Source organism: Myceligenerans cantabricum (assembly GCF_054777735.1).
Window position 1 is genome coordinate 1 of record NZ_BAAHAJ010000011.1, and the last position, 19122, is coordinate 19122.

The 19122-nt window shown below is 72.7% G+C and carries 20 protein-coding genes; 10 read left to right on the forward strand and 10 right to left on the reverse strand.

Translation table 11 applies throughout. The annotated features are described in order from the left end of the window. Nucleotides 1-122: 122 nt before the first annotated feature. From ACYU96_RS14590 to ACYU96_RS14600, 3 genes are all read left to right on the forward strand, one after another. A complete protein-coding gene (locus ACYU96_RS14590; RefSeq protein WP_460754863.1) occupies nucleotides 123-854 on the forward strand; it encodes a class F sortase in 732 nt (243 codons plus the stop codon). 68 nt (nucleotides 855-922) lie between these two features. Beyond that, nucleotides 923-1090, forward strand: a complete 168-nt coding sequence (locus ACYU96_RS14595; protein WP_460754867.1) for a hypothetical protein — start codon at nucleotides 923-925, stop codon at nucleotides 1088-1090. Next, nucleotides 1087-2490 (forward strand): cryptochrome/photolyase family protein, encoded by a 1404-nt coding sequence (locus ACYU96_RS14600; protein WP_460754870.1) that lies wholly within the window; start codon nucleotides 1087-1089, stop codon nucleotides 2488-2490. The genes ACYU96_RS14595 and ACYU96_RS14600 overlap by 4 nt, the downstream gene beginning before the upstream one ends. A gap of 81 nt (nucleotides 2491-2571) precedes the next feature. Here ACYU96_RS14600 and ACYU96_RS14605 read toward each other — a convergent pair whose 3' ends face one another. From ACYU96_RS14605 to ACYU96_RS14635, 7 genes are read right to left on the reverse strand one after another with little or no spacing between them, the layout of a single operon-like run. Next, nucleotides 2572-3918 (reverse strand): TIGR01777 family oxidoreductase, encoded by a 1347-nt coding sequence (locus ACYU96_RS14605; RefSeq protein WP_460754873.1) that lies wholly within the window; start codon nucleotides 3916-3918, stop codon nucleotides 2572-2574. 14 nt (nucleotides 3919-3932) lie between these two features. Then, nucleotides 3933-4793: a prenyltransferase gene (locus ACYU96_RS14610; RefSeq protein WP_460755868.1), complete on the reverse strand. Its 861-nt coding sequence runs from the start codon at nucleotides 4791-4793 to the stop codon at nucleotides 3933-3935. Beyond that, entirely contained in the window at nucleotides 4783-5145 is a 363-nt protein-coding gene (locus ACYU96_RS14615) for a lycopene cyclase domain-containing protein (protein ID WP_460754876.1), read from the reverse strand. The genes ACYU96_RS14610 and ACYU96_RS14615 overlap by 11 nt, the downstream gene beginning before the upstream one ends. Then, a complete protein-coding gene (locus ACYU96_RS14620; RefSeq protein WP_460754879.1) occupies nucleotides 5142-5498 on the reverse strand; it encodes a lycopene cyclase domain-containing protein in 357 nt (118 codons plus the stop codon). Before ACYU96_RS14620 ends, ACYU96_RS14615 begins: the two co-directional genes overlap by 4 nt. Further along, the gene (crtI, locus tag ACYU96_RS14625; protein WP_460754882.1) at nucleotides 5495-7078 is read right to left on the reverse strand and encodes a phytoene desaturase family protein; all 1584 of its coding nucleotides are present in this window, start codon (nucleotides 7076-7078) and stop codon (nucleotides 5495-5497) included. The genes ACYU96_RS14620 and crtI overlap by 4 nt, the downstream gene beginning before the upstream one ends. Beyond that, nucleotides 7075-7956, reverse strand: a complete 882-nt coding sequence (locus ACYU96_RS14630) for a phytoene/squalene synthase family protein (RefSeq protein ID WP_460754885.1) — start codon at nucleotides 7954-7956, stop codon at nucleotides 7075-7077. Before ACYU96_RS14630 ends, crtI begins: the two co-directional genes overlap by 4 nt. Beyond that, nucleotides 7953-8996, reverse strand: a complete 1044-nt coding sequence (locus ACYU96_RS14635; RefSeq protein WP_460754888.1) for a polyprenyl synthetase family protein — start codon at nucleotides 8994-8996, stop codon at nucleotides 7953-7955. Before ACYU96_RS14635 ends, ACYU96_RS14630 begins: the two co-directional genes overlap by 4 nt. Nucleotides 8997-9080: 84 nt before the next feature. On the opposite strand from ACYU96_RS14635, the gene ACYU96_RS14640 reads away from it, so the two are divergent. Further along, complete coding sequence (locus ACYU96_RS14640; protein WP_460754891.1) at nucleotides 9081-9629, forward strand: MarR family winged helix-turn-helix transcriptional regulator; 549 nt, start codon at nucleotides 9081-9083, stop codon at nucleotides 9627-9629. A 53-nt stretch (nucleotides 9630-9682) separates the two neighbouring features. Here the strand turns inward: ACYU96_RS14640 and ACYU96_RS14645 are convergent, their stop codons facing one another. After that, nucleotides 9683-11926 (reverse strand): MMPL family transporter, encoded by a 2244-nt coding sequence (locus ACYU96_RS14645; protein ID WP_460754894.1) that lies wholly within the window; start codon nucleotides 11924-11926, stop codon nucleotides 9683-9685. Between the two features lie 188 nt (nucleotides 11927-12114). On the opposite strand from ACYU96_RS14645, the gene ACYU96_RS14650 reads away from it, so the two are divergent. Further along, nucleotides 12115-12672 (forward strand): MarR family winged helix-turn-helix transcriptional regulator, encoded by a 558-nt coding sequence (locus ACYU96_RS14650; RefSeq protein WP_460754896.1) that lies wholly within the window; start codon nucleotides 12115-12117, stop codon nucleotides 12670-12672. Between the two features lie 63 nt (nucleotides 12673-12735). Here the strand turns inward: ACYU96_RS14650 and ACYU96_RS14655 are convergent, their stop codons facing one another. Further along, nucleotides 12736-13299 (reverse strand): TetR/AcrR family transcriptional regulator, encoded by a 564-nt coding sequence (locus ACYU96_RS14655; protein ID WP_460754898.1) that lies wholly within the window; start codon nucleotides 13297-13299, stop codon nucleotides 12736-12738. 117 nt (nucleotides 13300-13416) lie between these two features. Between ACYU96_RS14655 and ACYU96_RS14660 the strand changes: the two genes are divergently transcribed. Continuing rightward, nucleotides 13417-14925: an aldehyde dehydrogenase family protein gene (locus tag ACYU96_RS14660; protein WP_460754901.1), complete on the forward strand. Its 1509-nt coding sequence runs from the start codon at nucleotides 13417-13419 to the stop codon at nucleotides 14923-14925. A 272-nt stretch (nucleotides 14926-15197) separates the two neighbouring features. Continuing rightward, nucleotides 15198-15329, forward strand: a complete 132-nt coding sequence (locus ACYU96_RS14665) for a hypothetical protein (RefSeq protein ID WP_460754904.1) — start codon at nucleotides 15198-15200, stop codon at nucleotides 15327-15329. A gap of 96 nt (nucleotides 15330-15425) precedes the next feature. Here ACYU96_RS14665 and ACYU96_RS14670 read toward each other — a convergent pair whose 3' ends face one another. After that, a complete protein-coding gene (locus ACYU96_RS14670; protein ID WP_460754907.1) occupies nucleotides 15426-15917 on the reverse strand; it encodes a CGNR zinc finger domain-containing protein in 492 nt (163 codons plus the stop codon). A gap of 85 nt (nucleotides 15918-16002) precedes the next feature. Between ACYU96_RS14670 and ACYU96_RS14675 the strand changes: the two genes are divergently transcribed. The 3 genes from ACYU96_RS14675 to ACYU96_RS14685 all read left to right on the forward strand — a co-directional run bounded on the left by ACYU96_RS14675 (nucleotide 16003) and on the right by ACYU96_RS14685 (nucleotide 19085). Further along, entirely contained in the window at nucleotides 16003-16890 is an 888-nt protein-coding gene (locus ACYU96_RS14675) for an alpha/beta fold hydrolase (RefSeq protein WP_460754910.1), read from the forward strand. Nucleotides 16891-16997: 107 nt separating this feature from the next. After that, entirely contained in the window at nucleotides 16998-17243 is a 246-nt protein-coding gene (locus ACYU96_RS14680) for a hypothetical protein (RefSeq protein ID WP_460754913.1), read from the forward strand. A gap of 105 nt (nucleotides 17244-17348) precedes the next feature. After that, the gene (locus ACYU96_RS14685; protein WP_460754916.1) at nucleotides 17349-19085 is read left to right on the forward strand and encodes an FAD-dependent oxidoreductase; all 1737 of its coding nucleotides are present in this window, start codon (nucleotides 17349-17351) and stop codon (nucleotides 19083-19085) included. Nucleotides 19086-19122: the final 37 nt, after the last annotated feature.

The following is a 19122-nucleotide window of genomic DNA, read 5'->3' on the forward strand; positions in this document are numbered from 1 at the left end:
CGAGACCGGTGGCAGCAACACCACCGGCATCGAGCACCCGACCGCACTCGGCCTGGGCGCCCTGGCCCTGGGCCTGGGCACCGCCGGACTCCTCGCCAACCGCCGCCGCGCCACCAAGTGACATGACACCCATCAATTCCCAGCACGACCACGCACGCCGCCGCCACCTCACCGTGGCGGCGGCATGCGCCGCACTGGTCGCCGCCGGGGGCGGGGCCGTGGTGTGGGCCGCCACCCAGCAGGTGGGGCCCCCGCCGGCACCGCCGGCGGCTGTCGGCACCCCGACGAGCGACGCTCCCCGGGAGGGGACGGAGCGGCGGTCCACACCGGCTCCCTCGACGTCGCCGGCTCCGGCGACGCAGGCTCCGGACCAGTCGGCCGGGGCGAAGCCCCTGTCCGCCTCGCCGCCCACCGCGGTACGTATCCCGAGCATCGACGTCGAGTCCTCCGTGCACGGCCTCGGGCTCGACTCCGAGGGAAGGCTTCAGGTCCCCTCCGGAGCGCGCTACGACGAGGTCGCCTGGTACGACGGCTCGCCCACACCCGGCGAGACGGGCCCGGCCGTCCTGGAGGGACACGTGACCGGGACCGGCTACGCGCCCTCGGTCTTCTACGACCTCGGCAACACCCGCCAAGGCGACCGGATCGAGGTGGACCGCGCCGACGGCAGCACCGCCACCTTCGAGGTCACCGAGGTCAAGAGCGCCCCCAAGGCCAACTTCCCACGCATCGACGTCTACGGCGCGACCGACGGCCCGGAGCTCCGGGTCATCACCTGCGGCGGCACGTTCGACGAGAGCACCGGCCACCACCTGGACAACGTGATCGTCTTCGCGGAGCTCGTCGCCGGATGACGGGCCGGAGCACGCCGGAGGGTTCTCCCGCGGGTCTCCGGAGTCCGGTCTGTCCGCACGGGTCGCGGATGGTAACGCCGCTCGGGCGGCGCTATGTTGGTGGAGTGCTCGGCGGGGCCCGCGGTCCCGCCGACACCGCCGAGTTCGTCGTCCGCGATGAGGAGCTGGTCGAGCTCATGTCCGAGGTCACCGCCGGGCGCCGGCGCGGCTGCTGCGCCACCCCGGCCGCGCCATGACCGATTCCGCCGCGGTCGTGTGGTTCCGCCGCGACCTGCGCGTGGCCGACCAGCCGACGTTCCTCGCCGCGGGCCGGGACCGCCGCGCGCTGGCCCTGTTCGTGCTGGACCCGCGCCTGCTCGGACCGGCCGGCGCGCCGCGCCGGTGGTTCCTCCACGGCTGCCTGCGAGACCTGGACGAGAGCCTCGGCGGACGGCTCCTGGTGGTCGAGGGCGACCCGGTCGACGTCGTGCCCCGGGTGGCCCGCGAGATCGGTGCCGAGGACGTCCACGTCGCCGCCGACTTCGGCCCCTACGGCCGGACCCGGGACGACGACGTCGAGCGTGCGCTCGCCGAGGAGGAGCGGAGCCTGGTGCGCACCGGTTCGCCGTACGCGGTGGCGCCGGGGCGGGTCCGGTCGGGCGACGGCGGCCGCTACCGCGTGTTCACCCCGTTCAGCCGGGCCTGGGCCGATCACGGGTGGCGGCTCCCGGCGGACACCGACGCCGGCTACCTGGACTGGATCGATCCTGCGACGGTCGGCGTCGCGGCCACGGCGGTCCCCGGCCCCGACCAGGTCGCCGTGGACGCCGACCTGCCCGCGCCCGGTGAGGCCGCGGCCCGGCGGCGCTGGGAGGAGTTCGTCCGCGACCACCTCGCCGACTACGCGGACGGCAGGGACCGGCCCGGCAGCCCGGGCACCTCGCGCATGTCCGTCTACCTCAAGTACGGCTGCGTCCACCCGCGCAGCCTGCTCGCGGACCTCTCGACCCGACGATCGGAGGGGGCGGGAGCGTTCCGGAACGAGCTCGCGTGGCGGGACTTCTACGCCGACGTCCTGGACCAGCGGCCCGATTCCGCGCGCCGCAACTACGACCGTTCCTACGACGCGCTGCGGACCGACAGCGGGCCGGACGCCGAACGACTGTTCGCCGCCTGGCAGGAGGGCCGGACCGGCTTCCCCGTCGTCGACGCCGGGATGCGGCAGCTGCTGGCCGAGGGGTGGATGCACAACCGCGTGCGCATGATCACGGCGTCGTTCCTCGTCAAGGACCTCCATCTGCCCTGGTGGTGGGGTGCGAGGCACTTCATGCGACTGCTCGTCGACGGCGACCTGGCCTCGAACCAGCACGGCTGGCAGTGGGTGGCCGGCAGCGGCACCGATGCCGCCCCCTTCTTCCGGGTCTTCAACCCGGTGCTGCAGGGCGAGCGGTTCGACCCGGACGGCGCCTACGTGCGTACCTACGTCTCCGAGCTCGCCGACGTGGCCGGCAAGGCCGTCCACCAGCCCTGGAAGCTGGCCGGGGGCCTGCCGACCGGATACCCGGCACCCGTCGTCGACCACAAGGACGAGCGCCTGGTGGCGCTGGACCGCTACGAAGCCGTCCGAGAGGCCCGGCGCCACCGCGCGGCGCCCTGACGGCGTCCTCGGCCGCCGGGCGGGCGCCCGGACGGCTCCGCCGCCGGACCGCCGGGACCGTCCGTGCGGGCCGGGTGCCGCTCAGTGGCGCGCTCCGGCGCGCTCCCGGCCGAGCAGGTGCCGCAGGGCCGGTTCCAGCGTGGCGTGCCGGAACCGGTGCCCCCGTGCGAGCAAGGCGTCCGGGGACACGCGCTGGCTGGCCTCCGCGAGCTCGGTCGCGCCTTCCTGGCCGAGCAGCAGCCGCGGCCCCAGCGCGGGGACCGGCAGCACGGCAGGCCGGCCGAGGACGCCGGCCAGCGTCCGGGCGTAGGCGGCGTTCCGCACCGGCTCGGGCGCGACGGCGTTCACCGCACCCGACAGCCCGGTGTCGTAGAGCGCTCGGTGGTAGATGTCGACGAGGTCGTCGATCCCGATCCAGGACTGCCACATCCGCCCGTCGCCGAGCCTGCCGCCCAGGCCGGCGGCGAACAAGGGGCGGAAGAGCTGCAGCGTCCCGCCGCGCGGGGACTGCACGATCCCGGTCCGCACCTGGACCACCCGCAGCCCTGCGTCAGCGGCGGTCGACGCGGCGTTCTCCCAGTCCGCGACGACGTCCGCGAGGAAGCCGTCGCCGGGCGCGCTCGCCTCGTCCAGCACCTCGTCGCCACGGTCCGAGCCGTAGTACCCGATGGCCGAGGCGCAGACGAAGACCGCCGGCCCGCCGCGGGTGCGCCCGGCCAGCTCCGCGAGCGCCCGGGTCGGCCCGATCCGGGAGTCGCGGATCGCGGCGCGGTGCGACGCGTCGAACCGGCCCGCTATCGAGGCGCCGGCGAGATGGATCACGGCGTCGACGCCCTCGAGCAGGTCCTCGGCGGGGGCCTGCGGGTCCCAGCGGCGCTGGTCGGGTCCTCGCGGACGGCCGCGCACCAGCCGCACGACGCGGTGGCCGGCGGTGGTGAGGTAGGCGTCGAGGGCGCTGCCGACCAGGCCGCTGCTGCCGGTCAGCGCGACGACTCCTGGCTGGTCGCCCTCGTTCCGGGCCGTGGCCTGCGCCGTGAGGTCCAGGGCGAGCTGCCGGTGCCGGTAGGCGAACATGCTGCGGATCAGGGCACGAGGGACCGGGGTCTCCACCGTGTCGGTGACGCGGGTGCGGTCCCCCTCGTCACGGAACTCGTGGGTGTGCCGCCACGGCATCACCCAGCGGAGCGGCGCGGAGACCAGCTCGTCGACGAACCGCTCCGGGGGCCGGCAGCCCGAGTGGCGGGCCACCCACCGCAGGCCGAGCGGCAGCCGGAACACGGCTTCGCCGTCGTGCAGCGACCGGGCCTCCCGGACCACGTGCAGCGGGAGCCAGGGCGGCGTGAGCCGCTCGACCGCGCCGGGCCGTTCGTGCCAGGCGAAGACCTCGGACCGCGGGTGCTCCACGACGCTCGAGAATGTCTGTGGCATGAGGATCCTCCACGCTAGGTGTCGACGATCATGGTGGCGATGAGAAGCATGGTCACGGCGGCGCCCGCCGCGTAGTTGATCCACAGGAAGTGCCGCCACCCGCCGTTGGCGCGTGCCGAGTCCTCGTCCCGCAGGCGCGCGTAGGGCAGGGCGAGGGCCAGGTAGGGCAGGGCGAGCAGCCCGGCCAGGCCGACGGGCCAGCCCGTCGTGGCGACGAGCAGGCCGGCGAGGATCCACGCGCCCATCGCGAGCCGCACGGTGCGGGCCGCGCCGAGAGCCGTCGCGATCGAGGAGATTCCTCCGGCGCGGTCGGGCACGACGTCCTGGACCGCCCCGAAGGCGTGGCTCGCCATGCCCCAGAGGAAGAAGGCTCCGAGCACCGCGAAGGTGTCGGGTGCCGGGGTGGCCTGGGCCAGTGCCAGTCCGTAGACGGCCGGGCTGACGAAGTGCGTGCTCGAGGTCAGGGAGTCGAGCACGGGCACCTCCTTGAACCGGAAGGGCGGCGCGGAGTAGGCGACGAGCGCGAAGAGGCTGGCGGCGAGCACCGCCCACGACGACGGCGGCCCGAGCAGCACCAGCGCGACCACGAACGGCGCACAGGTCACCACCGACGCGAGCAGGACCAGGCGGTGGCGCCGCGGCGACAGCAGCGCGCCCTCCACCCCGCCCTTGCGCGGGTTGGAGAGGTCCGACGCGTAGTCGAACACGTCGTTGACCCCGTAGAGCGCGAGGTTGTAGGGCACGAGGAAGAACAGCGTCCCGACGACGAGGGCGACGTCGATCTCGCCCGTCGTCAGCAGGTACGCCGCGGCGAACGGGTAGGCCGTGTTGATCCAGCTCAGGGGACGCGACGCGCGTGCCAGGTCAGCGAGCACGGCCACCCCCGGAGCGGGACCCGAGGTACGACCAGAGGGCGGGCAGCAGGATGACGGCGGCCAGCGGGTACGCGAAGTCCTCGACGGGCGCGAGCCCGATCCGGACCCCCGAGATGTGCTCGTCGGCGTAGCCGAACAGCCCGGTCGCGATCATCACGTTGTCGAACACGGCGGTGAGCACCAGCAGGGCGACGCCGGCCGGCCCGAGAGCCCGCCAGGACGTCGTGCGGACGCCGGACCTGGTCGTGCCGGGAGCCCGCGGGCCGGTGCCACGGGCCGCGGCGAGGCGCGCGACGACGGCGGCGAGGCTCGCCACCGCGAGGAAGACGAGCGTGAGCAGCAGGTAGGTCATCGCGCCTCGTTCTCTCGCGGGCGTGTCCCGCGGATCAGGTCGGCCCGGTCCACGAGCCGCTGGGCTCCCACGGCGAGCACCATCGTCAGCTCGCAGAGGAACACCAGGAACACCAGCTCCTCGACGGGCAGCTCGGGCGCGAGCAGGAGCCCGGTCATGTACGGCCTCGCGCCGACGAGGAAGATACCCAGCCCGATCCCCGCCAGGTCCCAGGCCAGGAAGAACGCGGTGCCGATCACGAGGACGGCCGCCGCGCGCGCCGGGGCCTGCCAGCAGAAGAGGCGGAACCTCCGGTCCACGGCGAGCACGCCGGCCGCGGACACCAGCAGCACGGCGAGGTAGGTGAAGCTCATCGGGCCTCCGGCTCCGCCAGGGGTCCGGCGCTCGTGTCGCCCCGCAGCCGCTTGAGGACCAGCTCGGCGCTGATCAGGCACATGGGCAGGCCGATCCCGGGAATCGTCGTCGCGCCCGCGTACAGCAGGCCGGAGACCCGGGAGGAGGCGTTCGACCCGCGGAACATGGCGCTCTGGCGCAGCGTGTGCGCGGGCCCGAGCGCGCCGCCGCGCCAGGAGCCGAGGTCCCGCTCGAAGTCCGCCGGGCCGACGGTACGGCGGACCACCACCCGGTCGGCGAGGTCGGGCGTGCCCGTCCAGGCACCGATCTGCGCGATCGCGTCGTCCACGATCTGCTCGACCCTCGGGTCGCCCGCGCCGCCCACTCCCCCGGCACCGATGGTGGTGTCGGCCGGCACGGGGACGAGCACGAACAGGTTCTCGTGGCCGGGCGGGGCGACGTCGTCCGTCGCGCTCGGCCGGCACACGTAGAGCGAGGCGGGGTCGGGCACCGCACGACGCTTCCCGAAGATCGCGTCGAACCCGCCGCGCCAGTCGCGGGCGAACAGCAGCGAGTGGTGCGCCAGCCCGGGCAGCTCGCCCCGCACGCCCAGCATGGCCAGCACCGCGCCGGGCCCGGGGTCGCGCCGCTCCCACCAGCGCTCGCTGTGGCTGCGGTCCGCGGGACCGAGCAGGTGGTGCTCGGTGACGTGCAGGTCGGCCGTCGACACCACCACGTCCGCGGGCACGTGCCGGGTGCGTCCCGCGGCGTCGGAGACCTCGACGCCGGTCGCGGCGCCGCCGGCCACCGTGATCCGGTCCACCCGTCGTCCCACGTGCAGCCGCGCACCCGCACGGCGCGCGACCCGCGCGGTCGCGTCGACCACGGCCGCGAGGCCGCCGCGCGGGTACAGGACGCCCTGGGTCACGTCGAGATGGCTCATCAGGTGGTACATGCTGGGCGCCGCACGCGGCGAGGTGCCGAGGAACACCGCGGGATAGCCGAGGATGCGGCGAACCCGGTCGTCCGTGGTGTGCCGCGAGACGAAGTGGTCCAGCGACTCGCCGAGCAGACGCAGCAGGCGCGGGGCGCGGCGGAGGACGTCCGGGGCGAGCAGCGGGCGCGGCGAGGCGAACGTGGCGTAGAGGAACCGCTCGGTGGCGATCCGGTAGGTCTCGGCGGCCGAGTCCAGGTAGGCCCGCAGCTTCGGGGCGGACGGCGGGTCGAGCGCGAGCAGTGCCTCCCGTGCGCCGTCGGCAGGCAGGTCGAAGGGCTCGGGCTCCCCCTCGAAGAACACCCGGTAGGAGGGGTCGAGACGCACGAGGTCCAGCTCGTCGCCCGCGGTCGTGCCGAGCAGGCGGAAGAAGTGGTCGAACACGTCCGGCATCAGGTACCAGGACGGCCCGGTGTCGAACCGGAAGCCGTCCTTGTGCCACCGTCCGGCCCGTCCGCCGAGCTCCTCACGCGCCTCGAACAGCGTGACCTCGGCACCCTCGCGTGCGAGCAGTGCCGCGGACGCGAGGCCCGAGATGCCTCCGCCCACGACCACCACGCGCCGTCCGCGCACCTCGGCAGCGCCGACGTCGTCCCCTCGTTTCATCTCCTGCCTCTCCCTGCCCCGGCCAGTACCGCGGCGACGATGCGGAGCTTGACGGCGGCCGGCACGGAGACACGCTGTCCGCGCAGGTCCGCGGCAGGAGTGTCCCGCAGCCGGTCGTTGAGCTCGGTGAACAGTCCGGCGGCCACGGCGGTGGCCCGGCGCGGACCCGGCGGCAGCAGCGGGACGGCTGCCCGCGCCGCGGCCAGGTCGGCCTCGATGTCCTTGACGATGACCGCCTTGTGCTCGTCGTCGAGCCCGTCCGGGGTCATGCCGGGGAAGTAGGTGCGGCCCAGGCGGTCCTCGTCGTCGCCGAGGTCGCGCAGGAAGTTGATCTTCTGGAACGCGGCGCCCAGCCGGCTCGCCCCCTCCTCGAGCCGCTCGCGCACCGCGGGGTCCGCCGGGCGGCCGTGCAGGAACGCCCGCAGGCACATCAGTCCCACGACCTCGGCGGAGCCGTGCACGTACGCGCGGTACTCCTCGTCGGTGAGCGAGACCACCGGGTCCAGGTCACGGCGCATGGAGGCGAAGAACGGGCGCACGAGCTCCTCGTCGATGCCGACGGTCCTGGCCGTGACGGCGAAGGAGTGGACCACGATGTTCGCGCTGAACCCGCTGTGCACCGCCTCGAGCGTCTCCGCCTCCAGCGCGTCCAGCGTGCTGCGGCATCGGGCCGGGGGGAGGCCGGCCTCGTGCGCGGGCCCGTCGACGACCTCGTCGGCGACGCGCACCAGGGCGTAGATGTCCTCGATCATGGCGCGCACCGAGGCCGGCAGCAGGCGGGTGGCCAGGCTGAACGAGGTCGAGTAGGCGCCGAGCACGCGGGCCGAGGCCAGGTGGGCCGTCTCGGAGTACAGCGCCAGGGAGGACGACGGTTTCACGACTCACGCTCCGCGAGGGTTCCGGCGAGCTCGGCCAGCGGCCGCCGCAGTCCGGCCGGCAAGGACGTCTCGCCGATGGTGGTGACCGCATCACGGCGCATGAGGTCGATGAGGTCGACCGTCGCGTCGCGCGCGCCGCTGGTGACCAACGCTGTGCGCAGCGCCTCGGCGCCGGTCTCGTCGAGCTGCGGGTCCCCCCACAGGTGCTGCACGGCCCGCCATGCCGCATGCTCCTCGGCGAAGGCGACGAGCAGGGTCCGCTTGCCCTGGCGCAGGTCACCGGTCGCGCTCTTCCCGGTGCGCCGGCTGTCGCCGAAGACGCCGATCAGGTCGTCGCGGAGCTGGTAGAGCACGCCGAGGGCGATGCCGACCCGCTCCAGCTCGGCGGACGCCCCGGCCCCGGCGCCGGCGAGCGCCGCACCCGCCCGCAACGGTGCGGCGAACGAGTAGCAGGCGGTCTTGTTCTCCATCATCCGCACCACCCGGTCGGGTGTCGCCGACGCCGCACCGAGCCCGAACGCGACGTCGTCGTGCTCGCCCGCGGCGGCGCGGAACAGACTCTCGTCGACGATGTCGGCGAGCCCTGCGCGCCGCTCCGGCCCCACCCGCGCGACGAGTGCGTGGGCAGCGCCGAGCAGCAGGTCGCCGCCGAGGATCCCCGAGGCCTCGCCCCAGTCGGACGCGCCGTCCGGCGACAGGCCCGCCGCGCTCGCGTCGGCCGCGAACTCGGCAGCCACGGTGGGGCGCCCTCGTCTCCTGAGGTCGCGGTCGATGATGTCGTCGTGCAGCAGCAGTGCGGTATGGAGCAGCTCGAACGCCGCGGCCGCGGTGGTGGCGTCGTCGGGGCACGGGGCCCCGAAGGCCTGATGGGCGTCCAGCAGGAGCCGGGGGCGCAGCCGCTTGCCCCCGCGGCTGGCTCGTTCCAGCCGCCGCCACAGCCGCGCGTAGTGCTCTCCGAGCGGGCCGGCTCGCTGGATGCGATCGGCGAACAGCTCGGCAAGGACGACGTCGACCGCGTCCCTGGTGAGGGTCTCGGTCATGGTTGCGGTCCCCTCGGGTAGATTTTTGCTAGCCAGGCTATATTTAAGCATAGCAAGTATTCGCCGCACGGATAGGATCTGGACGTGGTCCCTGAACAGGTGCCGGACGAACCTGTCGAGCCGTCGATGCTGGACCCTCGCGTGCTGGACCCCGATCAGGAGATCGTGCGCAGATCAGACCTCCAGGACCACGACGTCGACCAGGTGGTACGGCTCCTGGAAGGCCTCCGCCGCTGGCGGGAGACGGAGCGGCGCCTGCAGGAGGCGTCGCGGCGCCACATGGGACTCGGCGAGACCGACATGCAGACCCTGCAGTTCATCATCACCCTGCAGACCCAGGGCCGCCTGGCGACGCCCGGCGCCATCGCCGCACACCTCGGCATCTCGTCCGCCTCGACCACCAAGCTGCTGGACCGGCTGGCCGCCGACAACCACCTGCGCAGGCTTCCCCACCCCGCCGACCGGCGCAGTCTCGCGATCGAGGTGACCGAGGAGACCGCGCGCGCGGCGCACCTGGCAGTCGACCGCAGCCATGCCCACCGCTTCGCCGCCGCCGCGCGGCTGAACCCGAGGGAGAGGGAGATCGTCGTGCGCTTCCTCGATGATCTGGCGGCCACGGACGAGGAGCCGTAGCCGGGACCGCGAGGGCGCGGCACGCCGCGAAGCGGCGCAGCGGAAGGCCCGCCCTACCGTGGCCCGCGAGCGAGCCGTGAGGGCCACCAGATCGCCCGGCCGACGTCGTACGACAGCGCCGGGACGAGCAGCGAGCGCACCACGAAGGTGTCGAGCAGCACGCCGAACGCGACGATGAACGCGAGCTGCACCAGGAACAGCACCGGGATGACCGCCAGCGCGGTGAAGGTGGCTGCGAGCACCAGGCCGGCCGACGTGATGATCCCGCCGGTCAGCCGCAGCCCGCGCAGCACGCCCTCGCGGGTGCCGTACGCGATCGACTCCTCGCGGACGCGGGTCATGAGGAAGATGTTGTAGTCGATCCCGAGCGCGACCAGGAAGACGAACCCGAACAGCGGCACAGCGGGGTCGGCCCCGGGGAGGTCGAGCAGGTCGTCGAACACCAGCCCCGCCACGCCCATCGCGGTGCCGAAGGACAGGACCGTGGTGAGGATCAGGAGCACGGGCGCGACCACGGAACGCAGCAGGAGCATGAGGATCAGCAGGATGACGACCAGCACGGTCGGCACGATGACGGTGCGGTCGCGGATCGACGCGTCGTTCGTGTCCAAGTCCGTCGCGGACTCACCGCCGACGACGGCCTCGGGAACGGTCTCGGCGTAGGCCGCCCGCAGGTCGCGGATCGTCTCTTCCGCGGCGGCCGAGTCGGCGGCGTCCGACAGCGTGCCCTGGAACAGCACCGCCCCGTCGGACGTCACCGGCTCCGGGACAGGGGTGCCGGGCGGGCCGGCGGCCTCGATGCCGTCGGCGGTCACCGGGGCGATGCCGCTCGGGGTGTCCGCGGTGACCGCGACCGAGGCGATCCCGTCCTCGTCCAGCAGGACCTCGGCCGCGTCCCGCAGCTCGTCCTCGGGAACGACGACGTAGGCAGGACTCCCGGACCCGGCCGGGAAGTGCTCGGCGAGCCGCTCCTGCCCCGTCCGGGCCTCGGAGGCGCCGAGCACGAGCTCGGACTGCGGCACGCCGGAGGCCTGGAGCTGGGTCACGCCCACGCAGCCGACGGCGAGCAGCAGCGCGGTGACCATCCAGGTGACGCGCGGCCGGGCGCGCACGAGGCGTGCGACACGGCCCCAGAGGCCGCGGTCCTCGCCACCGGCGCCGGCCGCCTCGGGGTCGTACCGGGGACGGCGGGGCCAGAACGCCGCGCGGCCCATGGCCAGCAGCAGCGCGGGCAGCAGGGTGAGTGCCGCGAGCATCGCGAACGCGATACCGATCGCCGCGACCGGTCCGAGGGTGCTGTTGGAGCGCAGCTCGCTGAGCAGGAGGCAGAGCAGCCCGACGATGACGGTGCCGCCAGAGGCGAGCACGGGTTCGAACGAGCCGCGCAGCGCTCGCGTGGTGGCCCTCCACCTGGCCGGGGTGTGCACCAGCTCCTCGCGGTAGCGCGCCACGTACAGCAGGGCATAGTCGGTCGCCGCGCCGATGACGAGGATGAAGAGGATGCCCTGGGTCTGTCCGCTGAGCAGCAGCACGCCCTGGTTCGCCAGGTTCCAGACGACCAGCAGCGCCGCGCACAGAGCGAACATGCTGGTCATGAGGACGGCGAGCGGCAGGAGCAGCGAGCGGTAGACGACGATCAGGATGACCAGCACCGCCGCGAGCGCGACGCCGAGCAGGATGCCGTCGATCCCGGCGAACGCGGTCGCGAGGTCGCTGGAGAATCCCGCGGGGCCCGTGACGTACATGTCGACGCCGTCGGGCAGGTCGGCGGCCAGGGCGTCGCGCAGTTCCGTGGTCGCCTCGCCGAGATCGACGTCGCCGGACAACGGGACGAACGCCTGGGCCGCCACTCCGTCCTCGGACGGGATCGCCGGGGAGACGTCGCCGTCCACCACGTCGAGGGCACCTGCCGCCGTCAGACCGTCACCGATGATGGTGAGCTCGTCGTCGCTGAGGTTCTCCGGCGCGACGAAGACGACGACCGCGGGGATGGCGTCGCCCTCGGTGAAGCCGTCGAGCCGTTCCTGCACCTCGGTGGCCTCGGCCGTGGTCGGCAGGTAGGCCGTGCGGTCGTTGGAGGAGACCTCGTCGATGCGGCCGAACAGGGGGCCGCCGAGGCCGGCGGCGGCGACCCAGACGAGAATCAGCAGCGCCGGCAGCAGGACACGCAGCCAGCTCGGCACGCGGGAGCGCGTGCCGGGCGGCCCCGGGGTGCCGGGCGCCGACGCGGGCGGTGCGCCGGACGAGGCGTCCGACGACGAAGCGGGCGGGTCGATGGGCGACGGTGGCGGGTTCATCAGGTCCTTGGAGCTCGGCAGGCGCGTTCCCCAGCCGTCACGCGGCCGGTGGCGAGAAGATGAGACGGCGCGGGAGCAGCGCGAGCCGAGTCGTTCGCGGCTCGTCACTCGTCACTCGTCCGACCCATTTTGCTAGCCAGGCTATATTCAAGCACATGACGCAGTACCGGAAAGTCTAGAATCTGAGGGTGGAGTTCCTACCCGTGCCGCCCACGCCCGAGCCGTCGATGCTCGACCCCCGCGTGATGGATCCCGACCAGGAGCTGGTCGAGCGAGCGAGCCTGGACGACCAGGCCCTGGATCAGGTGGTCCGCGTCCTGGAGGCCCTGCGCGGCTGGCGCGAGACCGAGCGCCGCATGCGCGAGGCCGCGCAGCGCTACATGAGGCTGGGTGAGACCGACATGCGGGCGCTGCGCTACGTCATCGCCATGCAGAACCACGGGCGCGTGGTGACGCCCGGCGCGATCGCCGCGCACCTGGGCATCACCACCGCCTCGACGACGAAGCTGATCGACCGGCTGGCCGCCGCCGGCCACGTCCGGCGGTTCCCGCACCCCACCGACCGGCGCAGCGTCGCGATCGAGGTCTCCGAGGAGACGAGGCACGCCGCGCGGGAGTCCGTGGGGCGCGCGCACGCCCGGCGGTTCGACGCCGCGGCCCGCCTGACCCCGCCGGAGCGAGACGTCGTCATCGGCTTCCTCGAGGACCTGGCGCGCTCCGCCCCGGACGAGAACCAGGCACCCTGAACCGCCTCGACCAGGTCGCCGGGGCCACGGGCGCTCCGGGTGCAACGCCCTGGGTCAGTACAGCTAGCCAGTCCGTGGATCAGGACGGTAGCGGAGACCGTCCAGCAGCAAGGACACCGCACGGGAGGCTGTGCCGGAGTCACTTCCGGGGAACGGGACGCAGAGGTTCGCGATGGCGCCGAGGATGTCGAGGGGCGCGACACCGGATCGGATTGCTCCAGCCTGCGCAGCGTTGTCCAGGAGCATCTTGAGAACCGGTCCGGCCTGGGAGTGGAAGTAGTCCGGAAGAGCCGAGTAGGCGGGATCACCGGAGTGCAGGGCGGCGGCGAGGCCACGCTTCGTCTCCAGGAAGGTGCGGTATCGCTGGACCCAGAGCTCCAGCGCATCACCGGGCTCGTTCTCTTCGGCGATGACTGCCGCGACGGCCACGCACTCGTCGAGCTCATGGCGGAAGACCGCTGCGATGAGGTCCGACCTCAGCGGGAAATGACGATACAGGGTCGCGGTACCCACTCCGGCGCGAGTGGCGATATCACGCACGTGCACGTCCACGCCCGCCTCGGCGAACGCCTTCTTCGCAGCGGCGAGCAAGGCGTCGACGTTCCGGCGCGCGTCGGCTCTCGGCATGGGCGGGTCTCTCGTCGACGGTTGATAAACGGGACAGTGTTCCATATAGTCATATGGAACATGGTCCCGCTTGAATCATCGCACGGCGCTCGGCTGAGCACCAGCAAGGAGACTGTCATGCACACCCCACCCGCCTCCATCCCGCCCGTCGCCGAGCGGGAACGCGCGAACCTCCCCGCGTTCGTGCAGGCTGACGAGCACCTCCTGCCGATCGGGGGAAAGCGCACAGCTGCGGTCTCCGGCCAGACGCTGCCGAACACCGATCCGGCCACCGAGCTGCCACTGGCCCGTGTACCCCGTGGCGGAGCCGCCGACATCGACGCCGCGGTCGCCGCTGCGCGCGCTGCCTTCGCCGACCCCGCATGGTCGAGGCTCTCGCCGGACTCCCGCGGCCGAATCCTGAACCAGATCGCCGATGTCATCGAGCAGAATGCTGACGAGCTCGCGTCGATCGACTCGGCGAACATGGGTGCCCCTCGGACGCTGACCGGAGCCATGCTCACGGATGCCAGTGAGACCTTCCGCTACTACGCAGGCTGGCCCACCAAGATCTTTGGAACCAGTGTTCCGCTCGGCGAGGACCGTGTGGCGTACACCCGCAAGGAGCCCCTCGGCGTCGTCGGCATCATCTGGGGATGGAACGGCCCCATGGGCCAGCTCCCCGGCAAGCTCGCCCCGGCTCTCGCAGCAGGCAACACCGTCGTGCTCAAGCCCGCCGAGACCGCCTCGCTGAGCACGCTGCGACTTGCGGAGCTGCTGGAACAGACCGACCTGCCCGCGGGGGTCGTGAACGTCGTCACGGGGCTGGGGCCCGAGGCGGGCGAGGCACTCGTCACGCATCCGGGGGTCGCCAAGATCGCGTTCACGGGCTCGACCACCACTGGCAAGCACGTGCAGGCCGCTGCGACACGGAACCTCACGCGGGTGACGCTGGAGCTCGGAGGCAAGTCGCCGACGATCGTGTTTGCCGACGCAGCCCTCCGGCCGGCGGCGCGTGGCGCGGCGGCGGGATTTCTCGGCAACGCCGGCCAGGCGTGCGTCGCAGGGTCGCGAATCTTCGTGCAGGAAGACGTCTACGACCAGTTCCTTCCCCTGCTGCAGCACGCCATGACCACCATCTTCACCCCCGGGGACCCGTTCACACCGGGCACGGTCGTCGGGGCGCTGTCGACCAGCGCCCAGCTCGACCGGGTGAGCTCCTACGTGGACACCGCCCTCGAAGAAGGCGCGACGATCGCGATCGGCGGTACACGGTTCGGCGACCACGGCTATTTCTTCACCCCGACGCTGATCGACGACGTGACACCTGACATGCGGGTCGTGCGCGAGGAGATCTTCGGGCCGGTCGGCGTCATCACCACCTTCACCGACATCGACGACGCGGTCACCAAGGCGAACGACACCGAGTACGGCCTCGCTGCCGCGGTCTGGACGACCAGTCTCACCACCGCTCACCGCATGGTCGCCTCGATCGAGGCCGGTACCGTCTGGGTGAACACCTGGGCGGAGATGAGCACGGGGGCGTTGCCGTTCGGCGGGTACAAGCAGTCGGGTATCGGCCGCGAAGGCGGTCTCGAGGTCCTCGACGCGTACACGCAGTCCAAGACCGTGCGCATCGCACTCTGACCTGACTCGATGCTCGCCTGAGCAGCCGCAGCGCCCAGGCCTCCGGGGTGCTGCGGCCGGCTCCGGCGGCGGGTACGGCCGGTCGGCCGCGAGCGGGCGGTCGCGAGTCCTGCCTGGGCGCGATCAAACCGTTGCGGGCCGGGCAGGTACGAGGCGCCCCTCGACCTCACGACGCCCGGACGCTGGACCGTCACGCTGAGCGCGCGGACCTCCAAGTACGAGAACCCCATCGTGGACATCCCCGTCGAGGTGACATCGCGAGCGTCCCCATCGTGGCGCGGCTGGTGCGGGCAGGTACCCGGAGCCTGCTGGGCGTGCTCGCCGTCGGCGTCCCGTGCCTGCCGCCCGCCGCCGCGCACGTCCTGATCGAGACGGTCGAGCCGAACGGCGACGGCACCGCCTGACCGCTCCCGGGAACGCCGCGGCCACGAGGCCGCCGGGACGGGGAAGGCGGCACCGCCCGGTCCGCACGACGACGTCGTCGTGCGGACCGGGCGCCGTCAGGCCCCGCCCCGCGTGCGCTCGTAGTGGCGGCGCGCCTTCATCCGGTTGCCGCACACGGCCATGGAGCACCACCGCGCCCGGTTCGGCTTGCTGTGGTCGATGAGGAACCGGGCGCACTCGTCGTTGGCGCACGGGCGCAGCCTGCCGGGGCTGCCTCGCCGCACCGCGTCCCAGGCCAGCACGGCGCGGACCGCCGCGCGCCGCGCGTCGCTCACCTCGACCGTCCACCCGATGCCCTCGTCCGTGACGACGGGCCGTCGGCGGACGCCCTCGAGCAGCGGCGCCAACGCGTCGAGCGGGGCCTCCTCGCGCACGAGTGCCTGCAGGACGTCGCGCGCCTCCCTCGTGGCCCTCAGCTCCGCACCCGAGCCCGTGCCGCCGCGGGCGCGCAGCCACGCGGGCGTCAGGTCGTCCTGCTGGGCGCCGTCCACGACGGGGGTGCTGTTGAGCAGGTCGAGCAGGAACGTCTCGTCGGCCGCCTCGTCCACCACACTAACCTCCAAACGTCACTTGACAGGTTACACGAGGACCTGGTTCGGTTCTAACCACTACAACCCATCAAAGGAGTTAGATGTGAACGCCGTCCATCACCGCTACGCCACCGTCGGGGACCACCGGCTCTTCTACCGGGAGGCCGGACCGGCCGACGCACCCGTCCTCCTGCTGCTTCACGGATTCCCGACCAGCTCGTTCATGTTCCGTGAACTGATCCCCCGGCTCGCCGGCCGCTACCGCGTGATCGCCCCGGACCATCTCGGGTTCGGCCTGTCCGACGCCCCCTCCGCCCACGAGTTCGGCTACACGTTCGACGCCCTCACCGACCTCACCCAAGGACTGCTCGCCGAGCTCGGCGTCACGCGGTTCGCCGTCTACGTCCAGGACTACGGCGCCCCCGTCGGCTGGCGGCTGGCGCTGCGCGACCCGGACTCCGTCACCGCGATCGTCACCCAGAGCGGCAACGGGTACGAGGCCGGTTTCGTCGAGGAGTTCTGGCGCCCCGTCCGCGCGTACTGGCAGGAGCAGACGCCGGAGACGGAAGCGGCGGTCCGCGGGGCACTGACCCTGGAGGCCATCCGCTGGCAGTACCTGCACGGCGTGCCGGACGAGACGCTGGTCAGCCCGGACACCTGGGGCCACGACCTCGCACTGGTGTCCCGGCCGGGCAACGACGAGGTCCAGCTCGCGCTGTTCGGCGACTACGCCACCAACCCGCCGCTGTACCCGCGCCTGCACCAGTACCTGCGGGACAGCCGCGTACCGGTCCTCGCGGTCTGGGGCCGCCACGACGAGATCTTCGGCCCCGCAGGCGCGGAGGCGTTCGCCCAGGACGCCCACGACGCAGAGATCCACCTGCTCGACGGCGGCCACTTCCTGCTGGAGAGCGCCGTCGACGACGTCGCCGGGCTGATCGGGGACTTCCTGGAGCGCCGGCTCGACGCCACCGCCACCACGCGACCCTGAGGGAGCCTCGGGCGGCCCTTCCGGCGTGGTCGCCGCACCCCCGGAAGGCCGCCGCCCGGCCGGGCGGCGATTCGATGGTCCACGCCGCCGCCAGGCATGCTGTACCCATGCCGAAGACCTTGCCCTCGGGCCCCACGGTGATCGACGACGACAGCGAGGTGCGCTTCGTCGCCGGATCCGACCAGTTCGCGATGCGCCTCAAGGACGGACACCTCCACGTGCGCGCCATCGACGCCGGCGGCGCCGAAGCGCAGCTCGCCGTGATTCCGACGTCACGCAGCACCCTCAACCTGCAGATCGAGCACTCCGTCGCGCCCGGGCCGGTCGACGTGGACGGTCCGACGCTGCGCTGACGGTCCGCACCTCACCGTCTCCGTCCGGGCCTCCGTCCGACCCGTCGCACCCAGGGCAGGTTCGGCGCCGTTGCACCCTGTATCGAAAACTGTCAATATAGAGTTATGTCGATACAGCGGAGCCTGGCAAAGACCGAGAAGCCCACGGACGGGGTGCGAGAGCTGCGGGTCGTCGTCGTCGGTTCGGTCGCGGCCGGGACCTCGGCGGCCGCGAAGGCTCGCCGGAACACCGAGTCGGCCCGGATCACGGTGTACGAGCGCGACCACGACATCTCCTACTCGGGCTGCGGGCTGCCGTACTTCGTGGGCGGCGAGGTGGAGCGGATCGACCAGCTCACCCCGCGGGACCCGGCGTGGTTCGCGGCGCGTTACGGCGTCGACGTGCGTACCGGGCACGAGGTGGTCGCCGTCGACGCCGGGGCCCGCACCGTGACGGTGCGCGACCTGGCGACAGGCCACACCTTCGAGGACGACTACGACGAGCTCGTGCTCGCCACGGGCGTCCGCCCCGTCGTCCCGACCATCCCCGGCATCGACGCGCCGGGCGTCTTCCCGGTTCGCACCCCGTCCGACGCGCGAGCGATCGACGCATGGATCACGGACCGGGGTGCACGCCGCGCCCTGATCATAGGAGCCGGGTACATCGGACTGGAGATGGCCGAGCAGCTCACCTCCCGCGGCCTGGAGGTGACCGTGGTCGAGGCGCTCGACCATGCGATGCCCCGGATGGACCCTGACATGTCAGCCCACGTGGACGCCGAGCTGCACGCGCACGGCGTCGGCCTGCGGCGGTCGACGACGGTGACGGGTATCCACTCCGGCCGGGACGGCGTGACCGGCGCGGACCTGCGGGAATCCGGCACCGTCGGCCCCGTCGATCATGTGCCCGCCGACCTGGTGATCGCCTCGGTCGGCGTGCGCCCCGCCACTGAGCTCGCGCTGCAGGCCGGTGCCGAGACCGGGCCCACGGGCGCGGTCGCCGTCGACCGGCGGCAGCGCACCAGCGTGGAGCACGTCTGGGCAGTCGGTGACGTCGCGGAGTCGTTCCACGTCGTCACGGGCGATCCGGTCTGGGTGCCGCTGGGGTCGACGGCGAACAAGACCGGCCGGATCGCCGGCGACGCCATGACCGGCGGGCCGCTGGAGCATCGTGGCATCCTGGGCACGTCGGTGGTGCGGGTGTTCGACCTGGGCGTCGCCCAGACGGGCCTGACCGAACAGCAGGCCCGGGCCGCCGGGTACGACGTCGAGGTGCTGCACAACATCAAGCCCGACCGCCCCGAGTACCTGGGCGGCCGCCCGCTCACGATCAAGGCTGTCGCGGACCGCGCCTCGGGGCGGCTGCTGGGCGCACAGGCGATCGGGGCGTCGGGAGCCGACAAGCGCATCGACATCCTGGCCACCGCCATCACGTTCCACGCCGACGTCGCCGACCTGTTCCACCTCGACCTGGCCTACTCCCCCACCTACGCCACCACCAAGGACCCGGTGCACTACACGGGGATGGCCCTCACGAACGCGATCCACGGCCAGGCACCGCTGATCACTCCCGCCGAGCTGGACCGCCGCCGCCACAGCAGGGAGAAGATCCAGGTCGTGGACGTTCGCTCGGCCAAGGACCGGGCAAAGTCGGCAGTCCCCGATTCTGTGCACATCCCGCTGGCCGAGCTGCGCACACGCGCCACCGAGCTGGACCCCACGCTGCCGACCGTCACGTACTGCAACAAGGGAGTCACCGGGAACGCCGGGCAGAACGTGCTGCGCAACCTGGGGTTCACCGACGTGGCCAACCTGTCCGGCGGCAACCAGAACTACCAGTCGCACGCCGCGACGCGCGGATAGGGCCAGGCGTGCGCGTGCGGCACCCGGTCTCGCGCCG